The following is a 20,628-nucleotide window of genomic DNA, read 5'->3' as shown; positions in this document are numbered from 1 at the left end:
CCGATCCCCGTATCCGTGTCGACGAATCTCAGCCGCGTGGACGACTTCGCGGTACAAATACGTGGCCCGTCACCGGCCTGACACTCGGCGTGGGCATATCGCTGGCGACAGGCACCGTGCCGTTTTGCGGGACCGTCTCGCCCGTGCCGCGATCGCCGGCCGAGTAGCCCGACGACGGCGCCACCGAAACGGCCGGCCCCGGTTGTTGCATCAGGGGTTGCGGGTCGGCGTCGAGCGGGCGCCCCATGCCATCCGCCCCATCCACCGGCAGCGGACGCATCGAGCGCATCCGCGCACGCAGTTCCTCGCTGACATTCTTCGCATCCTCGGCATTGCGGATGATCTGCGGTGTGATGAAGACAATGAGCTCGGTTCGCGACGCCTGATTATCGGTCGATTGGAAGAGTTCGCCCACGGCGGGAATATCGCCGAGCAAGGGTACCTTGTTGTTCGACCGACTCTCCGAATCCTGGATGAGGCCGCCCAGCACCACAGTCTGCCCGGACTGGACATTGATCCGGCTGGTGATCTTGCGCTGGGAAATGGTCGGCGTGAGACTGTCCGAACTGGTCGTCTCGCTGGCCACGCGCGAGACCTCCTGCGCCACTTCGAGAGCCACGATATCGTTCGAACTGATCCGCGGCTTCACTTCGAGAATGACGCCGGTATCGCGATATTCGATGTTATTGACCACGGGCGCGTTGGTATCGTCGACACTGACCGCACTTCGCGTGGTGATCGGAACCTCATCGCCGACATTGAGCACGGCTTCGCTGTTGTCCTGGACCACGATCGAGGGCGAACTCAGGACCTTAACATCGGTAATTCGCGACAATGCATCAATGGTGACATTCGACGACCCCGGCGTCATCACGAAGTTGAAACCGGGAAGCTGTGCGAGCGGATTGAGCAGGTTCGGGTCGATGACACCGCTGCTGGTCGGCGTGGTCGTGTTGAACCCGGCCTTCACCGAGCCGGTATTGAGGTAGTATTGCACACCGTAGCGGAGCCGGTCGTTGAGCGTCACCTCGGCAATCGTCGCCTCGATCAGGACCTGCAACGGCGGCTGGTCGAGACGGCGCACTGTCTGCTCTATCATGTCGTAGGCTTGCGGCGTCGCGCGAATCAGAAGGGTATTGTTGAGCGGGTTGGCAACGATCTTCACCCCCTGCAACAGATTGGGGCCGATTTGCGCCCTGGTGTCACCGGATGACATGTCGCCGGCAATGTCATCGGCTGCCGTGACGTCGACCCCGGCGGGTGCGGTATCGCCTCCCGGAGCGTCGGTTGCGTCGATCGGGCCCGCGAGTTCCGGAACATGCGGCTGAATGGTCGTGGCGGTGGACGGTGAGCTTGCCGCCGAAGGTTCATAGGTGCTGAACGTCTGATTCAAAATCTCGGCGACTTCAGCCGCCGGAACGTGCTGCAGCTGATAGACGAAGAACTGGATACCGACGACATTGCCACGGTCCAGGCGCGTCACCCATCGCTGGACTTCGACGACCTGCTCCGGCTGGCTGGCGATGACGAGTACGGCATTCAGGCGCGACATCGGCATGAAACGGACCGTCTCGCTGGCGGTCTGATTGCCACTCAGCGGGTTGACCAAAGCTTCCAGCTCGGGGATCACCGCCTCGGGTGAGGCCATCTTCAACGGGAAGATTCCGACCGAACGACCGGCCATCCAGTTCACGTCGATCTCCGACAGGGTATCGAGTACCGCCTGTCGCTCTCCGCTGCTGCCGACGAACAGCAACAGGTTGCGATTGTCGTCGGTGCGTATCTGGTCGGGACGGGTCAGCAACGGCTGAACGAACTGGGCAGCAGCCATGGCACCGATATAGCGCAGTGGCACGATGGTGACACCGGTGCCGGGAGTGGCATGCGGTGGCGACGATCCTCCCAGCGGCGTGATCTCGGACAGACCGCGTGCCATGTCCTGCAGCAGCACGGCATAGCTGCCGTCGGGATTGCGGGACAACCCTGCACCATGCATCTGCAGGGCCGTCTCCAGGACCCCCAACAACTGCTGGTCGTTCAGCGGTCCGCTGGACGAAAGAACGACCTGGCCCGTCAAGGTCGGATCCAGCGTGTAGGTGACACCCAGAATGTCGCCAAGGATAACCTTCACCACCTCGCGCAGTTCGGCGCCATCGAAATTGATCTGAACGCCATCAGCAACGCGCTCGACCTCCTCGTTTTCCTTCGCACGCAGATTTCCCTCGTTCAGGAACACCTGAGGCCTGGCACTTCCCGCGGGCACGTCGCTTGCAGGCAGGGTCGACTGCTGCTGCGCCACCCTGCGGCTGGCGGGAGGCTCGAACGATGTGCCTGCGATCTTTTCCTCGACGGCCGAAGAACGCGGAGCATACTGGTCGCAGGCTGCCAGCAGGAGCATGGCCGCAAGAACGGCCAAGGTCGGCAACGAGCGAAGTAGACTGGGAAGACGCATTGGATCCCTATCGAATGCTTGTTATCTTTACCAGACGCCCGGACAGCAACAGTTATTCCGCCATTCCGTGCGACATCTGGCGAACCGCCTGAATGGCCGTCGCGCGGCGTAGCCGACCCAGAGTGGACGCCGACCCGGTACGCATTCCACAACAACACCATCGAATGCAAGGGTCGTGCGCGCTACCGACACCGTTGTATCGTCTCGCAGCATTCCAGACAACAAGGATACGTTGAAGACAATGACATCGAAGAAACCGTTTGGTGATCCCGTTTGTGCGGTCAGGGAGGCTCATCAGAAAAGCTGACGTAGCCTAAAACGTGAGATGGAAAGATCCGGTATCCAGCTAACGTTTTGATATACAATGATACACAATTGACAACATCCTCGACTTATGCCTTTTTGCGTCGTCCAAAATCAAGACTAAACAACCAGGAGTTGATCGTGCCCAGGACTCCCTCAGTTGCCGCAGGAATGGCAAAAGTCCCCTTGTGGTTCGGCGCAACTGTCATCGCGCTTGTGCTGGCTGCATCTCCGGCCGAGGCCGTAACCAGTATCGTTCTCAAGCTCCGCGCCGAGAATGGCTCGGACTTCTCACGCTACAAGATCCGGATCAACAATGAGCTCGTGGCCGACGCCAGGGTCACCAGTTCAGCCTGGACCGAGGTGAGCTTCATCGTCGACAGCGTCAGGCCCCTGGATCGCAATCAACTCGCGATCGAACATTACTACGATACCGATAGCCGTGCCCTCCATGTCGACCGGATCAAGGTCAATGGCGCGGTCTTCCATCCCAGCGATGGAATTCAGGATGCGGGGCCCCAGGACGGCAGGAATCTCCGCACGGGAAGCCATGCCGGTCATTTCCCGTGGAATGGAATCCTGCGCATTGACCTGCCTGCAGAGATCCTTGGCACGAAAGCGGCGGGCGGTGATGCCGGTCAATCCGGTCCAGAGCCTGCGCTTGACGTCAGCGACTCGTCGCAACCGGCTGTGGTCGAGAATATTTCAAGCGATGGCAGTGCCTATTTCCGTCCACCGGAGCCACTTCCAAACCTGCGGATCTACAATGTCCAGCCAAGCGGTCGGCAGAGTGTCAATGGCGGGCCCGACGAGGATCTCCTGCTGGTCAGCCCCAACCGAACGATCGACGGAAAGTTTCTGCTCGAAGTCAATGGCTTTCGTGGAATTTACTGGATCGGTGCGACATTCAACCCACAGCCCATGGGATATCTGATTTCTCCCAGGGGCAAGAGGGTGAATGGTGTTGGTGCGCTTGTGCGGATCCGTCCCCATGCGAATTCGAAGGACCGGCCGTTCGTCTATCTCGATCGGATGCGATTGAAGACGGACAATATCACGTTTGGCGACTTTCTCCAGGTTGGTGGGGCAGCGAAGATCGGCAACTGGAGCTACTGGCCCGACCTCTATCGCTGCCGGATGAAAGCCGACCCGCTGTTCGGCTGGGCGACCTATCATGGCGGATCATTCTCGAGAAATGTATCGAAAAGCGATTTCACCAAGCTCGACATGGGTGGCATTCATCATTCCTATGCCGCACGAATGGACATCACCTGGGGATATCAGGGTGAATACGTCATTCCCACATGGGCGACCAACTACAAAGGCTACAAGGGACCCGATGGCAACGGTCGTGCCGAATATTGGGACTACGTCGCCCGCGCCGCCACCAATCCCGCAATCGGATCCGTGCCCCAACCCAAGACTTTCTTCCTCGCACGCAGTTCCTCGGAGGTCGTCGCCGGCGAGAACCACACCTTCGTCTTTCACGAGGGCGGAAGCGATGGCCGCGGGGTCTTCAGTGTTCCCGTGGGCAATTCCGGTTCCGCCAAGCCAACAGTTCATCCGGGCGGTGGCGCCTACGCGCCAAAGGATCACGGCACCTATCTGTCGTGGCCGACAGGCTCGCAATATCCCTTCGTCATAGGTCGGCTCAAGAATGGCGCAAGGCAGGCCGTGCCCTCTGTCGTCTCCGAAAGCGAGATCGGCTTCAAGCATCGCGTCTCCAGCCGTACGACCTTGCTTGCCGCCATTCGCGCAGGGTGCGGGCGCAACTAGCGTGTCCCGGCCAAATCCGCTCGACCCGTCGCTCCAGGTCCTTGAACTGTCGTCGTATTCTTGCCGTTCGGGGAATTTCACCTGAACGGCAAGAATGCTGGAACGATCAGACCGCTACTGGCAGGACCGGTCAAGAGTGCATTGTTTATCGGAAAGTTGACGGAACCCGCCAGTCGGTTGTTGCGAAGGTGGCAACGATCACGATATCCATCCATTCCGTTGCCGCCTCGCTCGCGTTGATCGTACCATCGACATGAAGCACGTCTCCCACCACCGGGGATCACTCCCCGACAGCAACTTGCAGGCACTGGGTTGAGCACTCGAAGCCGTCACGATGAGCCGACTTTCGTCGAGCTCTTTACACCAAAACTGGTAACCGTGCTGCGCGAGGGCTATGGCCCGGGCGCTCTTCAAGCCGATGTCATGGCCGGCCTCACGGTGGCGATCGTCGCCCTCCCGTTGTCGATGGCCATTGCAATCGCCAGCGGCGCAAGCCCTGCCCAGGGGCTCTATTCGGCAATCATCGGCGGGTTCATCGTCTCGCTTCTCGGTGGCAGCCGTTTCCAGATCGGGGGGCCAGCCGGAGCTTTCATCGTGCTGGTCTCGGCCACGGTACAAAACCATGGCATGGATGGCCTTCTGCTGGCGACATTCCTTAGTGGCATCATCCTGACGATCGGCGGCTATCTCCGGCTCGGGTCCTATATCAAGCTCATTCCCTACCCGGTCACCGTCGGCTTCACCGCCGGTATTGCCGTCATCATCTTCACAAGTCAGGTCAAGGAGATCTTCGGTCTGACACTGAGCGGACATGAACCGGGGAACATCCTTGAGAAGTTACCCGTCCTGTTCGCCGCGCGCGATACGATGCAACCGGCCGCGATGATGCTGGCGCTGGCGGCCATTCTCATCATCGTCGGTCTCAAACGTTACCGCCCTGGCTGGCCCGGCATGCTGATGGCAGTCATGGTCACGGCCCTGGCGACAGCCTTGCTGAACCTTCCCGTCACCACCATCGGATCCGCCTTCGGCGGCATTCCCTCAGGTCTGCCCACCCCTACCCTCCCCGATCTGCGCGTCGAGAAGATCATCGAGGTCCTGCCCAGTGCGATATCCTTCGCCCTTCTCGGCTCGATCGAATCGCTGCTGTCGGCCGTTGTGGCCGATGGCATGAGCGGACGGCGACACCGCTCGAACTGCGAACTCGTGGCTCAGGGTTTCGCCAACATGGCAGCCAGCCTGTTTACCGGTATCTGCGTGACGGGAACCATCGCGCGTACCGCCACCAATGTCCGGGCGGGCGCACGCGGTCCGATATCCGGCATGCTGCATTCCCTGTTCCTGCTGGCATTCATGATCGTTGCCGCCCCGCTTGCGCGATTCATTCCACTGGCCGCTCTGGCGGGCGTGCTTGCGGTGGTCTCGTGGAACATGGTCGAAAAGCACGCGTTCGCGCTGTTGCTCAAGGCATCGCGCGGTGACGCTGCCGTGTTGCTCTCGACCTTCCTTCTTACCGTCTTTCGCGACCTCACCGAAGCGATCATTGTCGGCTTTGCGCTGGGATCGTTGCTCTTCATCAACCGGATGTCGAAGGCAGCCGCCGTCCAGACCGACCATGGTTTCATCGCCGCAGATCGGGCAGACAACAGCAATGGGGGACGAGTACCCTATGATGAAGGTGTAGCAAGCGACCCGGATATCGTCATATTCCGCATATCGGGAGTTTTCTTCTTTGGTGCTACCGGTGCCATCGGTACCGTGCTGGACCGCATTCCCGACAGTCACAAGGCGCTGATCGTCGATCTCGCGGCCGTTCCATTTCTCGATTCATCCGCTGCCAACACGATCGAGGGGCTGGCGCTCAAGGCCCGTGCTCACGGCAAGGTGGTCTACCTCACAGGCGGATCAGCAGACATTCTCGCCTATCTGAAACGCCACCATATCACAGAACCGCTGGTCCGCTTCGCCGATACCATCGACACGGCCAGACAACTGGTCCATGCAGATCTTACACAATCCGGGCATGACTGAAACTCCAGCCACCGGTTTTCGTGGCAACTGCCGAACGGCCATCCCTCTTGCGGCACAGGCGTTATTTGTCAGCAACCTGGAAATAGTCCGCGTGGCCAGGCTATCGAGGTTCGGATTACGAAGTCGGGGAAGTAGCTTCCGCGAAGGACGGGCGACCGCCACCAATGCCGAGGAAATCGGAGCAGCCGCGCCGTCGCAGCGCTTGTCGGTTAACCTACCACTTCCTCGCTACTGCAAGGAGCGCAACTGGCTTTCAAGTTTTCCATTTCCCGTACAGGGTTGATAGAATTCCTCGTTGATAAACGGATTATGATAGCGGCCATGATACTTGATCGTGAACATGGTCGACGATCCCTGTTCCCGGGGTTCGACCATGGCATCAAGACCGATGCGCACTTCCTCGACCCGGGCAAAGGCGAAACGCTTGTCATGATCATCTATCGGAGTGGGCTCAGCATCCGGGCAATTGGCATAAGCCAGGGCGGAAGGCCCGCTTAGCGACGCCGTTATGCTCGGGCTGTCAGAGGTATCGGTACCGGGCTGGACCTGCTTTTCAATCGTAAAGCCCAGTTGTGTCAGATCATCCTGCAATGTCTGGAGGCGGGCGTCTGTCGGATCTGATGACGAAACCTCAAAGATCGCCGGCGCTTTGGTCGATTGCACGGACTGGCATGCGGCAAGTGGCAGCATGACCGCCGTCACAGCCAAAACGGCCGAATGTCGAAAAAACCTTTTCATGGCGTATTCCCCCTAAATACAATGCTATCTGCGTGTCCACTGAACCGCTGATTCTGGAGTTGATCGTTGATATGTGTCAATACGATCAATAACAGCTTTGGCAGTGTGATCCATGATCCTGATCGCCGTCACCGAGAAGGACTTTGGACTCCCCCCACCAAGTTTTTGATGTTACAACCTCGCCACGAGGAAAAGCGCGCTTTTGGACTCCGAGGAGTTAATGACAAAAGCGTGAAAAATTTAAATGATTTCAAAGATATGCGCGCCTAGCTCAATTGGTAGAGCAGCGGACTTTTAATCCGCGGGTTCAGGGTTCGAGTCCCTGGGCGCGTACCAACAAAATCAAAGAGTTACATCGATTTTTATACAACTGAATGTTCGTTTGGCTACCATTTTGGCTACCACGATTCAGTTTCTGGCGAACCTTCAGGCTTTCGACGAGGTTCGAGTTTCTGGCAATCTCGGAGGAATGCGCATTGAACAGCAATCCAGCGACCTTCAGCCCAGCCCGCAAATCGATCCCCCTGGAGCTTCCGGCCAATCTGCGGGAAAGGCTGATTGGTGCGGGACGACGTGAGCTGACTGAAGCGCAAGTTGCGCGAATGGTGCATGCCCTTGAGAGCTATTCTACCACTGTGAACATTGGATCACAGCTGGCGACGAGCCCCGAGATTCGCGAGTATCTCCTGGCTCTCAGAAATGCCTGCCGGGAATTGGAACAGCGTATCGGAGCCGGAGGTAAATCACTTGGCTGCGACGCCATGGCGGATGCGATGCTCGGTGCAGACCAGCTTGAGGCGCTCCACTTGCTGCTGGCACAGCTGACCCTGAAATGTGATGCGGCCCTCCGCGACCTCAAACCGGTCGACAATCGCGATTTCGCCGGTTTTACAGGTTTTGTTGTAACTGTAGCGATGATCTTCCGGGAGGCAGGTGGCAAAATTACGGCACAATCCAATCAAGCGCATACCGACACGCCATTTGTAGCATTGATTCAGCAATTGCTTGATTGTTTCCCGGAGAAACCGACACGGCCAGAGTCGAGGGTTATCGTACATCGAAAGAATCTTGGTAAGGCGCTTCTCGATATCATCCAAAAACATCGAGACAATTTTAGTTAGTTTTTAACACTCTACCCCCTTCGAAAAATCTTGGGTCGAGTGATTATCCATACTGATTTTGTAGTCGTATGTGGGCGGACATCAGTAAACCTGAGAGGTAAATGATGCCCACAAACGAACTTCTGCAAACGATCATGGAACCTGAAGCTATCTCTGTTGCGGAGGCCGCGCGACGAGCAGGCCTTGGTCGCTCGACCTTTTATGAGGCGATTGCCCGAGGTGACGTACCAACCATCAAGCTTGGCAAGCGCCGACTGGTACGGCTCGAAAGCCTGCGGGCCTGGCTACGAGAACTGGAGCAGCTTCAGGCCGTACGTCCGCAGGTGCGGTCATGACGATTCGCACTGAAGTGATCACCGGGCCGCTGCGGACCATCCGCACGGCCTGTCCTGCTTGCAACAAAGGACCTTACGACACGGCGCTGGCCATTACCTCGAAGGGATGCGGCGGCTTCGTCTGGTTTTGCCACCGTTGCGGCATGCGCGGCGCCGCGCGCGGCGACAACAAAGGGGGACTCACTTCTTACCGTCAGTCGAAGTCCCATGACCCTCTGAGCGAGCCATCACGACAAAAGCGAAGGATGGACAAGATATGGCGCAAAAGCCTGCCGATAGGGCCGAAATGCATCGCCGCTCGCTATCTGCAGGCAAGAGGATGCATTCTTCCTCCTGACGATTCGGATCTCCGCTGGCACCCTCGCCTGTTCCATCCTTCCGATTGGTACGGTCCCGCTCTCGTCGGGCGCGTTACGCATGCTGTGAGCGGCGAGCCAATGACGCTGCATCGCACTTGGCTCGCTCCTGACGGCAACGGCAAAGCACCAGTCAAACCGACACGGTTGATGTTCAAAGGACTGCCGAAACGTCAAGGCGTGATCCGCCTTTGGCCAGAAGAGAACGTGACCGAGGGGTTGGCAATCGCGGAAGGTATCGAAACGGCGCTCACGGTGGCCCTGGGTTTTGTTCCGGTCTGGGCCTGTATCGATGCCGGCAATCTGGCGGTGATGCCCGTTCTCAAGGGTGTAGAATCGCTCACAGTCGCTGTCGACAACGATCATGCCGGCCACAAGGCCTATGACGAGGTTTCGAACTCATGGAAGGCTGCCGGCCGCGAAATCCGTCGCTGGATTTCAGATCGATCCGGGATGGATCTCAACGATCACTATGGAAGGGGTATGTCTGATGAGCCCCAATGACATCATCCGTGCCGACGCTGACCGACTTCCTGTCGACCGGATAAATCTATTGGTTGGTGAGGGAATCCGCGAAGCCCCAGCTTGTTCCTGGCCAGAACCGGATATGACAGTACTGTCGGCGAACCTTGAGTCTGCTCCCGAGTTCCCGGTTCATGTCTTCGGTCGTTTCTGGTCGCAATTTCTTATCGATTCCGCGATCTGCTCCGGTGCGGCGGTAGAATTCGTCGCCATGCCATTGCTCGCTCTCGCGGGATCGCTCCTTGCAAATGCCCGGCGGGTTCAGGTCTGGGACGGCTGGGTAGAGGCTCCGATCATATGGACAGCGTTGGTTGGCTTGCCTTCGACCAACAAAAGTCCTGCCATCGACCGTGTACTGGACATAGCGATGCAACTGGAGCAGTCGCTCAACATCGACTACGAGGATCGTCGGCGGAGATACGCAACCGAGCGACAGGCGGCTGAAATTGCCCGTGCAGTATGGGAAAAGGCGGTTACAACCGCCGTCGAACAGGGAAGAGAATCTCCACTGCTACCTTCGGAGGCCATCATTCCCACCCCACCTGCACGCCATCGCATCCGCCTGATTGATTGTACAATCGAGAAGGCTGCACGGCTGGCCGCAAGCAACGGATGGGCTCTACTGCAATGTCGTGATGAGCTTGCCGGCTGGTTGGGTAACATGAACCGCTATAGTGGTCACGGAGGGGATCGTGCGTTCTGGCTTGAGGCGCATCGCGGTCGATCCTTTGTGGTCGATCGCATGCGCGACGACGAGCCGGTGATCGTACCATCCCTTGGCATCAGCGTCGTGGGCGGAATCCAGCCCGAGCGACTTTCTGAGTTGCTGCTTGCCACCAGCGATGACGGGCTTGCTTCGCGATTCCTCTATGTCTGGCCCGAGCGGATCGATCCTATCCGGCCGGACCGATCACCGGACGCTGAACTCGCCATAAGAGCAATGGAAAAACTCGTGATGTTACCTGTGGGAAGCAAGGACGACATTGCTCGACACAAAATCCTTCATCTTTCGCCACCAGCGGTTGATGCGGTCGTCCGCTGGCGTCAACATTGGTCTGACATGGAAGGACGGACAAGTGGCCTGATGGTTTCCTGGCTTGGAAAGCAGGCCGGAAACTTGCTTCGTGTCGCGATCATTCTCGCATTTCTTCGCTGGGTCGGCGACGAATGGAATACACCAGAGCCGGCAGAGATCGGGAAATCAATCGTCGAGGACGCTGCCGCGCTGATTGAATCCTCACTGCTTCCCATGGCAAAGCGAACGTTCGGAGAGGCCTCGCTTCCCGAACAGGAAAAGGACGCGTGCTACCTGGCACGTTGGATTTGCTCTCACGCCGGGACAATCGAGATCATCAATCTGCGCACGCTCAGAAGGAAACGCGTACTGATGACCAAAGAAGCGCGGCGCTACGACGCTGCTGCAACCGAGCTCGTCGAGGCAGGCTGGCTGCGCACAATGCCGACCGCAAGCGGCGGTCGGCCGCGGAAGGAGTTCGAGGTCAATCCAGGGATCATTGCGCAACTGCGCGTTTCCGGTCGCGCCGAATCCGAATAATCCCCTGTGCCAAAAGTGCCAAATGGTGCCAAAAGGATCTTTTGGCACCATTTGGCACTTTTGGCACAGGATCGGTCTACGTTTCATACCTGCTTGAGAACAAACAGGATCAATGGAATAGACTGATCGCGCGGGCACTCGTCCGGTGGTTGTTCGAGAAGACCGACCTTTCGACTGTGTTGTACGATGGCGCCGACCTGTTCCCCGAAGTGAGGACGCGGTTTGCAGAGCAAGCAGCCGGAAGCAACGTTGCGATGTGTGCATTTTTGGTTATATTGAATACGCAAAAATTCTCTGGAGCCATTTCATGTCCCGCACCACGACCATGACCGTACGCCTGAGCGGAACGCTCAGTGACTTTGTCGCTGCTAATGTGGGGGAGAATGGCGCTTATGAAAATGTCAGCGAGTATATTCGCGATCTGATCCGCCGCGACAAGGAGCGGATGGAGGCACAGGCATTCGACCGCCTGAAGACCGAATTGGAGCATGCCTTCTCCGCACCGGATTCGTCCTATGAGCCCCTCACCGCGGCTGAGGTGATCGCCCGCAACCGGTCCTGACCGGATGGCCAACATTCGCATTCAGCAGGCGGCATCGTTCCGCCTCGACGAAATCTACCGCTACACCCGGGGTCGATGGGGACCAGCTCAGGCCGACCGATATATCACCGGGTTGTTCGCAGCTTTTGACAATATCGAGTCCCGCGGTGTCACCTCCAGACCTATTCCGGCCGAATTCGGTGTCAACGGCTATTTCTTTCGCTACGAGAAGCACTTCGTCTACTGGCGATGGCTTGCAAACGGAGATATCGGCATCGTCACGATTCTCCACGAACGCATGCACCAGATCCCCCGCTTCCGCGAGGATTTCGGGCTGGAGTGAGACAAAGGCTGCGTCTGGTGGGCGCTACCATGACGCCTTGATACACGTTGATCTCAACGCATCCATGCAATGCTGGGCTATTTGTCAACTTCGCATGAGCCGTATTCCTTCCCTTGATGTTGCTTGTTCTCAATGGAAAGTTCCACCTCCTGATGACCTCATCCCTGCGTGCGCAGGGGAGCCTACGCGCGTTCCCGCTTAACTATGGCTGACACGGGTTCATCCCTGCGTGCGCAGGGGAGCCGGTGGCGATGACGACGAGGACATCGTCGACGAGGGTTCATCCTTGCGTGCGCAGGGGAGCCCGCCTTGACCCCAAGACGCGCTTCGCGCTGGAGGGTTCATCCCTGCGTGCGCAGGGGAGCCGGCGAAAGCCATCTCCACGACGTCGGGTTTCGGGGTTCATCCCTGCGTGCGCAGGGGAGCCGGTCTGAGCTTGCCAAAGTAGAAAAAAGGCTGGGGTTCATCCCTGCGTGCGCAGGGGAGCCGGTGTCGTCATGATCACTCTACAATTTCACCCGGGTTCATCCCTGCGTGCGCAGGGGAGCCTAGCCATAGATCCCGTTGCGCTCCTTATAAACAGGTTCATCCCTGCGTGCGCAGGGGAGCCTATGGCTATGTCGGGTCGACCGTGGACCTTGTGGGTTCATCCCTGCGTGCGCAGGGGAGCCCGATCAACCGCGACCTGACGGCCATATCACGTGGGTTCATCCCTGCGTGCGCAGGGGAGCCGCAGATGCTTCAGCTCTTTTACCTCCTCGACAAGGTTCATCCCTGCGTGCGCAGGGGAGCCCCTGCTCGTCGTCGCCGATATCGCGGGAATAAGGGTTCATCCCTGCGTGCGCAGGGGAGCCGCTTTGTTGCTCCGCTGGATCTGCCACATGGTGGGTTCATCCCTGCGTGCGCAGGGGAGCCTAGCGGGTGGCGAATCCAGTGAATTCATCAGGGGGTTCATCCCTGCGTGCGCAGGGGAGCCGAAAGCGTATGGACCGTCACAGACTGCTTTGGGGGTTCATCCCTGCGTGCGCAGGGGAGCCTTGCCTTGCGGCTTGGGGTCTCGGCCCGGACGGGGTTCATCCCTGCGTGCGCAGGGGAGCCGGGTACCCAGTCTCCACGACCGTCTTGGCCGCGGGTTCATCCCTGCGTGCGCAGGGGAGCCGTGTAGCCGCAGCCGCGTTGTCCCAGTGCTTGAGGTTCATCCCTGCGTGCGCAGGGGAGCCGCCGGCGTTTCGCTCTTTGTGTTCCGAATGACGGGTTCATCCCTGCGTGCGCAGGGGAGCCGATAGCCGCGTCGTTCATGCCTCGAATGATCAGGGTTCATCCCTGCGTGCGCAGGGGAGCCGCCAGCGGGTAAAACCCGGTGAGCCTCTTTGCGGGTTCATCCCTGCGTGCGCAGGGGAGCCAGTCTAGGCCTGCAAGATGGAGGACATCCCTCGGGTTCATCCCTGCGTGCGCAGGGGAGCCGTGGCATTAAGCTGCGTCACTGTTCCGGTGTGAGGTTCATCCCTGCGTGCGCAGGGGAGCCGCGCTGTCATCGATCAAATTCAGCGCAGGCGGGGGTTCATCCCTGCGTGCGCAGGGGAGCCGGCTCGTCAGTATTCAGCATGTGGCAGGCGTAGGGTTCATCCCTGCGTGCGCAGGGGAGCCCACCACCGCTCAGAAAAGGCGGTGGACGATGGGGGTTCATCCCTGCGTGCGCAGGGGAGCCGAGCCCATGGAATAGAGCAACCCGGCAGGAGTGGGTTCATCCCTGCGTGCGCAGGGGAGCCAGTGAGATGGAGCGACATAGGTGACGAGTGTCGGGTTCATCCCTGCGTGCGCAGGGGAGCCGGGCAGACTCTCACTATCTCTGACGGCGTCTGGGGTTCATCCCTGCGTGCGCAGGGGAGCCTTAGCAGCAATCTGCGCGATTGACCAATCACCGGGTTCATCCCTGCGTGCGCAGGGGAGCCGCAGATATCGTCGTCGACGGATCGGCGACTGAAGGTTCATCCCTGCGTGCGCAGGGGAGCCAGAATTTCACACCCGGCGCGGCGGACTTCAGTGGGTTCATCCCTGCGTGCGCAGGGGAGCCTTCATCGATATGGATACACGGCGCAAGGTATTGGGTTCATCCCTGCGTGCGCAGGGGAGCCGATAGGAAACCACGCGGCCAATTCTACTGATGGGGTTCATCCCTGCGTGCGCAGGGGAGCCTGGGCTACCCGACCGAGAGAATTACAGATGTGAGGTTCATCCCTGCGTGCGCAGGGGAGCCACCACCACATCATTGAAGATGGAGGGGTGACTGGGTTCATCCCTGCGTGCGCAGGGGAGCCGAGCCAAACGGGCTGCCGTCCGGCGGCTCGGAAGGTTCATCCCTGCGTGCGCAGGGGAGCCCCCTCGTGCCCGTTGGTGCCGACGGTCCCGACGGGTTCATCCCTGCGTGCGCAGGGGAGCCATTGCTCTTGTCCATGGTGTACCCGAGCCACCGGGTTCATCCCTGCGTGCGCAGGGGAGCCGTCGTCGATCAGGTCGACGCGGAAACTGGAAAAGGTTCATCCCTGCGTGCGCAGGGGAGCCGGCCATCTACCTCAACGCGATTGTCCATTCCAAGGTTCATCCCTGCGTGCGCAGGGGAGCCCGCAGATTCAGGTGTGCGCCCTTCGGATATCGGGGTTCATCCCTGCGTGCGCAGGGGAGCCTCGCCGCGCTGTGGTCCGGTTTGATATCTATGGGGTTCATCCCTGCGTGCGCAGGGGAGCCCACTCGCTAATCGTCACAAAACCTTAACGTGCGGGTTCATCCCTGCGTGCGCAGGGGAGCCACGACGAATGGCCGTGGGATGACCTCGGAAACGGGTTCATCCCTGCGTGCGCAGGGGAGCCCATGAGTCTGTTTGCGGAGTATGACGGTATGGGGGTTCATCCCTGCGTGCGCAGGGGAGCCTGGCTCGCTGTCCGTCACCACGCCCATCGACAATGGTTCATCCCTGCGTGCGCAGGGGAGCCGGAAGCAGGGGGTGTCGGATCTACTTGATACTGGGTTCATCCCTGCGTGCGCAGGGGAGCCGGTTCTCGGGTCAGCCTCATCAAGCCGGCCATTGGTTCATCCCTGCGTGCGCAGGGGAGCCGACCTCCTCTTTCGTGCGACGAAGGATGCAGGGGGTTCATCCCTGCGTGCGCAGGGGAGCCTGGGGTACGCATCCCCTACGCGACGGGGAGTAGGGTTCATCCCTGCGTGCGCAGGGGAGCCCGAGTGGACGGCGCGGCGTTCGCCGGAAGCTGGGGTTCATCCCTGCGTGCGCAGGGGAGCCCCGGGGATGTATGAGATCCGCCCGGCTCGGGAGGGTTCATCCCTGCGTGCGCAGGGGAGCCTGGATGACGATCCGGTCACCAGACGACGCCCCGGGTTCATCCCTGCGTGCGCAGGGGAGCCCCGGGATTGAGTTTCGGGAGGATACTGTCACGGGGTTCATCCCTGCGTGCGCAGGGGAGCCTCCGTACCGACAAGCCCCGTGGCATGCGCGACGGGTTCATCCCTGCGTGCGCAGGGGAGCCATGCCAAAACAAGCGATACCTTAAACAAACAAGGGTTCATCCCTGCGTGCGCAGGGGAGCCTGCAGGCCATGGCAAGTACTTGCATTGCCTATGGGTTCATCCCTGCGTGCGCAGGGGAGCCTATCACGTGCGCGGCCTTTGATGAAAATCGAGGGGTTCATCCCTGCGTGCGCAGGGGAGCCGATGCCATTGATCTAGCGAAATCAACCTGTTTGGGTTCATCCCTGCGTGCGCAGGGGAGCCCTGCATCGGTAGCACTCTCAATCGTCCTGACGGGGTTCATCCCTGCGTGCGCAGGGGAGCCCCTCGCTGCAATCACCATCGTTGCGATGGGCGGGGTTCATCCCTGCGTGCGCAGGGGAGCCTCGAATTGTGCCAGTGAGGCGAAGATATTGAAGGGTTCATCCCTGCGTGCGCAGGGGAGCCGTGTTCGTTTGCAGATCGAGAACGGGCGCGCGGGGTTCATCCCTGCGTGCGCAGGGGAGCCGACAAAGCCGTCTTCGCCACCGACGAATACAAGGGTTCATCCCTGCGTGCGCAGGGGAGCCTAGACGTTCAGGCCGGCCCGAAGAACACCCCAGGGTTCATCCCTGCGTGCGCAGGGGAGCCTCTGGGGCTTAAATCACTGAATGGTCTACGATGTCAAAGAGCATCGACGCGTATAAATATCAAATTTTACACGTCACAGTTGTAACCAGGCCGCCATCAAGTTCCGCGAATGTTCGATCCGGCAGACCGAGTGTGGCGATGCCTTGTCCGCATGGTTCGCCTGAATCGCGCCAAGTCATGACGATGGAGCTACCACCGAACTGTTCGTACCACTCACGAAGTACGGTCCAGACACGTTCACGAACGGCTCTCGACATGCGGGGAGCCGTGTAAACACCCGGAGCGATCTCCAGCATACAGGAAGCGAGGAAGCCACGGAAGCGGTCGGCGACGTTGCTTGTAACGATGACGACCATCATTTGTCCTCCTCGAAGAGCTGCTTGATCCGCTCGATGAGTGTATCGACCAGCTTCTCCTTGCGAAACGCCTCGCTGGCAGCACGGCGTATCTCGCGTTCCAGCAGGAGAGCAGGATCATCGAGGCAACGTCTCGCTGTGGCAAAGGCGACCGGCACGGTTACGGTCGTGCGGACGAGATCGGTGATGTCGAGGATGAATGCCCGTGAGCTGTCTTCGTGGATGAATCCGAGTTGCGGAATGGTGGCGGTTGCCGCAACCGCAATGGAGGCAGCAGCCTCGACGCAGGTGACGGCGTGATTGATCGCCTGATTGGGAATGTCGGCAGCATTCGGATTCTGACGATCATATCGACGGCCCTTCCATGGAATGCCGTGACGCTCGGCGAGGAGCTGATAGGCTTTCTTGATACGTGCACCCTCGATTCCTCTGAGCACATCCGCGTCCTGATGCGGAAGCACCTCATCGAAACGCCAGACGAACATCCGCCGGGCCATGGCGATGCGCGTGTCGGGATCTGCCCACATGCGCGCGTGCCGCCGGGCCAGACGGCTGTCGTCGGGGCCGAAGGGCTGGGCCGTGTAAAAGCGCGTCCCGCCCGATCCGATGGCGAGCAACGCGGTTCCGTGACGGGCGAGAAGGCGAAGGGCATCGTGACTGACCGATCCGCCGGGCCCGAGCAGAACGGCCGAGACTGTCTGGAATGGAATGGCATATTCTCCCGCATCCAGATGTTCGCTTGCCGCTCCCACAAAGCGCAGTGTGCCATCCTCGACGAACAGCCTGCCGCGTTCGAGCCACACCAGACCGTGTCGGTCGACATGTGGGATTCGGGCGGTTTCGAGGCCGAGACGACCGGGCAGTGTCATGGGATCACCTTGTCCGTCGCAAGAGCAATAGGCCGTAACCGAAAGCACGATGCCGGCCGATACCTCTTGCAAGAAGATTCATGAACGCATCGGGTTCGATCACTTCGAGGCGACCGTCGATGACCGCATCCGGTCTGCGCGCGGCCTTGCGTTTTCCCGCCATGAGCTGCCGTGGCGGGCCGTCTGCAGTCCCGGTTCGGCTTTGGGGGGAGGCATGCCGGCGGCGCGTGACCCCGGCAAGATGGAAACGCACAAGCCCTGCATCGATCAATCTCGCCCCACCCGACGCGAGCCGCTCGGCCAGCCACCGCAGATAGACATCGGCCCGGTCGATCTTCTCATCCGCCGGGATGCCGAGAGTGGCGTGCAGGAACGCATCGAGTTCGCGCGATCGGCCGCCATCGCTGCTGCGGGTCTGCACGATCGGACAGACACGGGCGGAAAAGCCGAAGATACCCGCCGGCGAAAAGCTGTCGGGCAGGCGCTTGGCGGCAAGCCCCGAACGGGGGAAGATCGAACGGACAGGCTCGCTCGCCCGGGCGAGATTGTCCGCGAGAACCTCGTCGCTGACGGCCGAATACCCCAGGATGTGGAGGCTTTGATTTTGTCCCGCAGCCCCTGTCTGATCCGGTTCGAACACCCGAAAGGGCTGCGGCGCATCGCTGGAGAAAGCCTGACGAAGAGCGAGGTGCCAGAGATAACCCGGATCGGCGGCCGGCAGGCGTTGATCGTGGGCAAAGCGGGCGAGTGCGCGGGCGTCGGGCCGGATCCGAACGAGATACAGACTCATGATCCCTCCTCACCTGCAAGCGATTGTGGCGGCGATGACAGGCGTATCTCCCGCCGCCTGCTGAAACCGGCATGAAATCCGAGGCGCCAGTCGCGGCGGTCAGTGACCGTGATCGAGCGGCCGGCAGGCTCGTTGGTGTCGTCCTCGGTCTCGATCGGCCCTTCGCCCGCGAAACGATCCAGCGCCGCCGCCAGCGATTCGGCATCGACAGTATCGTACAGGATCCGGCTGGCGGGTGGACATCCCTTGCGGCCAAGGAACAGCGGGCGCTCGGGCCTGAGCAACGCATCGGCGACAGCCTGCAGGCCGGGTTGTTCCCCGGCCGGATCGAGCGTGAGCGCCACCATCACCCTGCTGTCGGCACGATAATGCCGATAGCGGAGGGCCGGACCGCTATAGGTGTCGCCGCCGCCATGTCTCTCGCCGCGAACGCCGCGCGTCGTCCAGATCGGATCCTGCTTGCTCAACTCGGCGGTCTGGAAGTCGACGATCCCCCTTCCCTCCCGATCCAGCCGCGCGGCGAAGCGCAGCCGTTCCTGCAGTCTCGTCAGCAGATCGACATCCCCGTGCTCATAGCCGAGCGCATTGGCGATCAGGCCGGCAAGCAGCGAACGGCCCGGCAGCCTCCGGGTCGGGCAGATTTCGTCGATGGCCGTATCGCCGAAACTCATCAGCGGGCCGCAAAGTTCGAGAATGAGGCAGCGCATCAGCCATCTCCGGCGATCGCAGCGGCAACCTCGCGCGCAAGCTGGCCGAAACCGACGGCCGCTGCCTGTCCGGCGGTCACATCGTGGCGGGTCGACAGCCAGCGCCTGGCGCTGCTTTCATACATCTTGTCGATAATCTGGATATGGCCAGAAATGGCGTCAGCGGCCCTTGCGTCAAGCGGACAGCCACGCACGGGCGAGATGAAGGCATTGGCGAGCGTCCGCGGCTGCTCGTTACCCGCCTCGACCAGAACCAGCGAGGCGTAGTCATAGGGTGCGGTCGAGCCCTTCTTCGCGCCAGGCGTGACCTTGGCGATCAGATGCAGGAGCGATTCCACCGTCTTCGCGGCGAGGGTTCGATCCGCGTCGAGCCATTCCGCGCGCCGGCAACCTTCGAGATTGGAGACGAGCAGCGGAACATCGACAACCACATAGCCGTAATAGACCCCCGACGTCAGATCGGCGGTGTTGAGGTGCCCAGCACCCGAGCCTTGCTCCTCGGCCTGCAGATCGTCCACAGCGGTAAAATAGTCGGGCTCGGAGGCCTGCTCGTCGACCGTAAAGGCGTGGGCGACATGCACCGCCGCGTCCACCCGGGCATCACGGTCGCCGGAAACGAAGCGGCCGAACATGGCGGCATCGATACCCGCACCGGCGCGCAAGGCGTGGAAGTTGGCCTTGAGCGGCTTGAGCTCGTCTTGAATGGCCTTGTCATCCCCGCCCGCAACGCCCGCGACACGCCGCGCCTCACTTGTCAGATAGTCGATCTCCGGCCGCCCGAGAACGACGAGTTCCCCCCGTTCGAGATTGATTTCCGCCTCCTTGCCCCTGGCTGCTTTCGCTTTCTTGCTCTGGCCGTAAAACAGCGCCTGCATGGCGGCCAGAATGGTGTCCACCGTTTGCGGATCGAGCCCCTCGGCAACAAGCGGATCGCGTATGAGCACCTTCCACGTCCGGCGCGAACGCGTCGAGGTGCCGATTGCCGGATCGATCAACCCGAGCGCGTGATCGTCATCGGCCATGCGCCAGTGCCGCTTGAGGCATTGCGAGGAGATTCGCAGCCGTTCGACGCCGCCGAAGGGAAGCCGCTTGGCAAGACCGGCATCGTCGCGATTGAGGAGCGTGCCCGGATAGCTGTGCAAGGTGTGGATCTGGATGAACTTCGGAACGTTCATGCGGCTTTTTCCTCGGCTTTCTGCTTGTGAAATTCCTGGCGGTAATAGTCTTTGGCAATGTCGCGGCGGATCTTGCCGGCACCCTCGCGATAGAAGGCCAACGCGAAGATACCGTACCAGTTGAAACACCCGTCTTCGCCCTTGCTCGCCATGAGCCTTGCAAGGCGCCGAACCTCGCCGGGCAGATCTCCACGATCGCTGCGAAGCAGACGCAAGAGGCGCATTTCCGCCACGGCGCAATCGGCGAGTGCGGTGCCGAGCGAACGCCGGTTTTCACTTCCATGGAACGGGAATGCGATGGCCATTCCGTTCACGGTCACGGCCAATGCACGCTCGGCGGCAGGATTGCCGAAGGCATCCGGTGCATGTTCCTCAAGCAGGAACCAGAACGCACCAGCGTCACGCTGCTCGACATCGAGGCGGCGAAGCGCTGCGAGACTGCCCGCCGGATATGTTTCACGCGCCATGTGAAAAGCCATTCCATGCACAGCCTTCCGCCATCGGTCGGT

Annotated in this window: 16 protein-coding genes, 1 tRNA gene and 1 CRISPR repeat array; of the genes, 9 read left to right on the top strand and 8 right to left on the bottom strand. The window is 60.3% G+C overall.

The window, feature by feature from the left end:
- Positions 1 to 28: 28 nt before the first annotated feature.
- A complete protein-coding gene (gene gspD, locus H6851_13360) occupies positions 29 to 2,452 on the bottom strand; it encodes a type II secretion system secretin GspD (protein ID MCB9944590.1) in 2,424 nt (807 codons plus the stop codon).
- 474 nt (positions 2,453 to 2,926) lie between these two features.
- Between gspD and H6851_13355 the strand changes: the two genes are divergently transcribed.
- Both H6851_13355 and H6851_13350 read left to right on the top strand, forming a co-directional pair.
- Positions 2,927 to 4,531, top strand: coding sequence for a hypothetical protein (locus H6851_13355; protein MCB9944589.1), 1,605 nt, complete (start codon positions 2,927 to 2,929; stop codon positions 4,529 to 4,531).
- Positions 4,532 to 4,843: 312 nt separating this feature from the next.
- Entirely contained in the window at positions 4,844 to 6,562 is a 1,719-nt protein-coding gene (locus H6851_13350) for a SulP family inorganic anion transporter (protein MCB9944588.1), read from the top strand.
- A 228-nt stretch (positions 6,563 to 6,790) separates the two neighbouring features.
- Here the strand turns inward: H6851_13350 and H6851_13345 are convergent, their stop codons facing one another.
- A complete protein-coding gene (locus H6851_13345) occupies positions 6,791 to 7,252 on the bottom strand; it encodes a hypothetical protein (protein MCB9944587.1) in 462 nt (153 codons plus the stop codon).
- A gap of 308 nt (positions 7,253 to 7,560) precedes the next feature.
- On the opposite strand from H6851_13345, the gene H6851_13340 reads away from it, so the two are divergent.
- The 7 genes from H6851_13340 (at position 7,561) to H6851_13310 (ending at position 12,073) form a co-directional block, all read left to right on the top strand.
- Positions 7,561 to 7,636: transfer RNA gene (locus tag H6851_13340), tRNA-Lys, on the top strand.
- A gap of 140 nt (positions 7,637 to 7,776) precedes the next feature.
- Positions 7,777 to 8,421, top strand: coding sequence for a hypothetical protein (locus H6851_13335; protein ID MCB9944586.1), 645 nt, complete (start codon positions 7,777 to 7,779; stop codon positions 8,419 to 8,421).
- A gap of 134 nt (positions 8,422 to 8,555) precedes the next feature.
- Complete coding sequence (locus H6851_13330; GenBank protein ID MCB9944585.1) at positions 8,556 to 8,756, top strand: helix-turn-helix domain-containing protein; 201 nt, start codon at positions 8,556 to 8,558, stop codon at positions 8,754 to 8,756.
- Entirely contained in the window at positions 8,753 to 9,616 is an 864-nt protein-coding gene (locus H6851_13325; protein MCB9944584.1) for a toprim domain-containing protein, read from the top strand. Before H6851_13330 ends, H6851_13325 begins: the two co-directional genes overlap by 4 nt.
- On the top strand, positions 9,603 to 11,189 hold the full coding sequence (locus H6851_13320) for a DUF3987 domain-containing protein (GenBank protein MCB9944583.1): 1,587 nt from the start codon (positions 9,603 to 9,605) through the stop codon (positions 11,187 to 11,189). Before H6851_13325 ends, H6851_13320 begins: the two co-directional genes overlap by 14 nt.
- A gap of 307 nt (positions 11,190 to 11,496) precedes the next feature.
- Complete coding sequence (locus H6851_13315) at positions 11,497 to 11,751, top strand: addiction module antitoxin (GenBank protein ID MCB9944582.1); 255 nt, start codon at positions 11,497 to 11,499, stop codon at positions 11,749 to 11,751.
- 4 nt (positions 11,752 to 11,755) lie between these two features.
- A complete protein-coding gene (locus H6851_13310; GenBank protein MCB9944581.1) occupies positions 11,756 to 12,073 on the top strand; it encodes a type II toxin-antitoxin system RelE/ParE family toxin in 318 nt (105 codons plus the stop codon).
- 154 nt (positions 12,074 to 12,227) lie between these two features.
- Positions 12,228 to 16,222: a CRISPR direct-repeat array (repeat unit 28 nt; unit sequence GGTTCATCCCTGCGTGCGCAGGGGAGCC).
- Between the two features lie 59 nt (positions 16,223 to 16,281).
- On the opposite strand, the gene cas2e is transcribed toward H6851_13310, so the two are convergent.
- Genes cas2e through H6851_13280 form a run of 6 tightly spaced genes read right to left on the bottom strand, consistent with a single transcriptional unit; the run spans position 16,282 to position 20,586 of the window.
- Positions 16,282 to 16,581: a type I-E CRISPR-associated endoribonuclease Cas2 gene (gene cas2e, locus H6851_13305; GenBank protein ID MCB9944580.1), complete on the bottom strand. Its 300-nt coding sequence runs from the start codon at positions 16,579 to 16,581 to the stop codon at positions 16,282 to 16,284.
- The gene (gene cas1e, locus H6851_13300; GenBank protein ID MCB9944579.1) at positions 16,578 to 17,447 is read right to left on the bottom strand and encodes a type I-E CRISPR-associated endonuclease Cas1; all 870 of its coding nucleotides are present in this window, start codon (positions 17,445 to 17,447) and stop codon (positions 16,578 to 16,580) included. The genes cas2e and cas1e overlap by 4 nt, the downstream gene beginning before the upstream one ends.
- 4 nt (positions 17,448 to 17,451) lie before the next feature.
- Complete coding sequence (locus H6851_13295; GenBank protein MCB9944578.1) at positions 17,452 to 18,237, bottom strand: type I-E CRISPR-associated protein Cas6/Cse3/CasE; 786 nt, start codon at positions 18,235 to 18,237, stop codon at positions 17,452 to 17,454.
- Entirely contained in the window at positions 18,234 to 18,944 is a 711-nt protein-coding gene (cas5e, locus tag H6851_13290; GenBank protein MCB9944577.1) for a type I-E CRISPR-associated protein Cas5/CasD, read from the bottom strand. The genes H6851_13295 and cas5e overlap by 4 nt, the downstream gene beginning before the upstream one ends.
- Positions 18,944 to 20,119: a type I-E CRISPR-associated protein Cas7/Cse4/CasC gene (gene cas7e, locus H6851_13285; protein MCB9944576.1), complete on the bottom strand. Its 1,176-nt coding sequence runs from the start codon at positions 20,117 to 20,119 to the stop codon at positions 18,944 to 18,946. Before cas7e ends, cas5e begins: the two co-directional genes overlap by 1 nt.
- Positions 20,116 to 20,586, bottom strand: coding sequence for a type I-E CRISPR-associated protein Cse2/CasB (locus tag H6851_13280; GenBank protein MCB9944575.1), 471 nt, complete (start codon positions 20,584 to 20,586; stop codon positions 20,116 to 20,118). The genes cas7e and H6851_13280 overlap by 4 nt, the downstream gene beginning before the upstream one ends.
- Positions 20,587 to 20,628: the final 42 nt, after the last annotated feature.

The sequence above is a fragment of the Geminicoccaceae bacterium genome, assembly GCA_020638465.1.
Classification (GTDB): Bacteria; Pseudomonadota; Alphaproteobacteria; order Geminicoccales; family Geminicoccaceae; genus JAGREO01.
This window is presented reverse-complemented; position numbering and strand designations above follow the sequence as displayed.

Coding starts and splice junctions, on each gene's coding strand:
- cas1e (MCB9944579.1), bottom strand. CDS start 17,447: ATGACACTGCCCGGTCGTCTCGGCCTCGAAACCGCCCGAATCCCACAT.
- H6851_13295 (MCB9944578.1), bottom strand. CDS start 18,237: ATGAGTCTGTATCTCGTTCGGATCCGGCCCGACGCCCGCGCACTCGCC.
- H6851_13320 (MCB9944583.1), top strand. CDS start 9,603: ATGAGCCCCAATGACATCATCCGTGCCGACGCTGACCGACTTCCTGTC.
- H6851_13310 (MCB9944581.1), top strand. CDS start 11,756: ATGGCCAACATTCGCATTCAGCAGGCGGCATCGTTCCGCCTCGACGAA.
- H6851_13315 (MCB9944582.1), top strand. CDS start 11,497: ATGTCCCGCACCACGACCATGACCGTACGCCTGAGCGGAACGCTCAGT.
- cas2e (MCB9944580.1), bottom strand. CDS start 16,581: ATGATGGTCGTCATCGTTACAAGCAACGTCGCCGACCGCTTCCGTGGC.
- H6851_13355 (MCB9944589.1), top strand. CDS start 2,927: ATGGCAAAAGTCCCCTTGTGGTTCGGCGCAACTGTCATCGCGCTTGTG.
- H6851_13345 (MCB9944587.1), bottom strand. CDS start 7,252: ATGCTGCCACTTGCCGCATGCCAGTCCGTGCAATCGACCAAAGCGCCG.
- H6851_13325 (MCB9944584.1), top strand. CDS start 8,753: ATGACGATTCGCACTGAAGTGATCACCGGGCCGCTGCGGACCATCCGC.
- H6851_13330 (MCB9944585.1), top strand. CDS start 8,556: ATGGAACCTGAAGCTATCTCTGTTGCGGAGGCCGCGCGACGAGCAGGC.
- H6851_13280 (MCB9944575.1), bottom strand. CDS start 20,586: ATGGCGCGTGAAACATATCCGGCGGGCAGTCTCGCAGCGCTTCGCCGC.
- cas7e (MCB9944576.1), bottom strand. CDS start 20,119: ATGAACGTTCCGAAGTTCATCCAGATCCACACCTTGCACAGCTATCCG.
- gspD (MCB9944590.1), bottom strand. CDS start 2,452: ATGCGTCTTCCCAGTCTACTTCGCTCGTTGCCGACCTTGGCCGTTCTT.
- cas5e (MCB9944577.1), bottom strand. CDS start 18,944: ATGCGCTGCCTCATTCTCGAACTTTGCGGCCCGCTGATGAGTTTCGGC.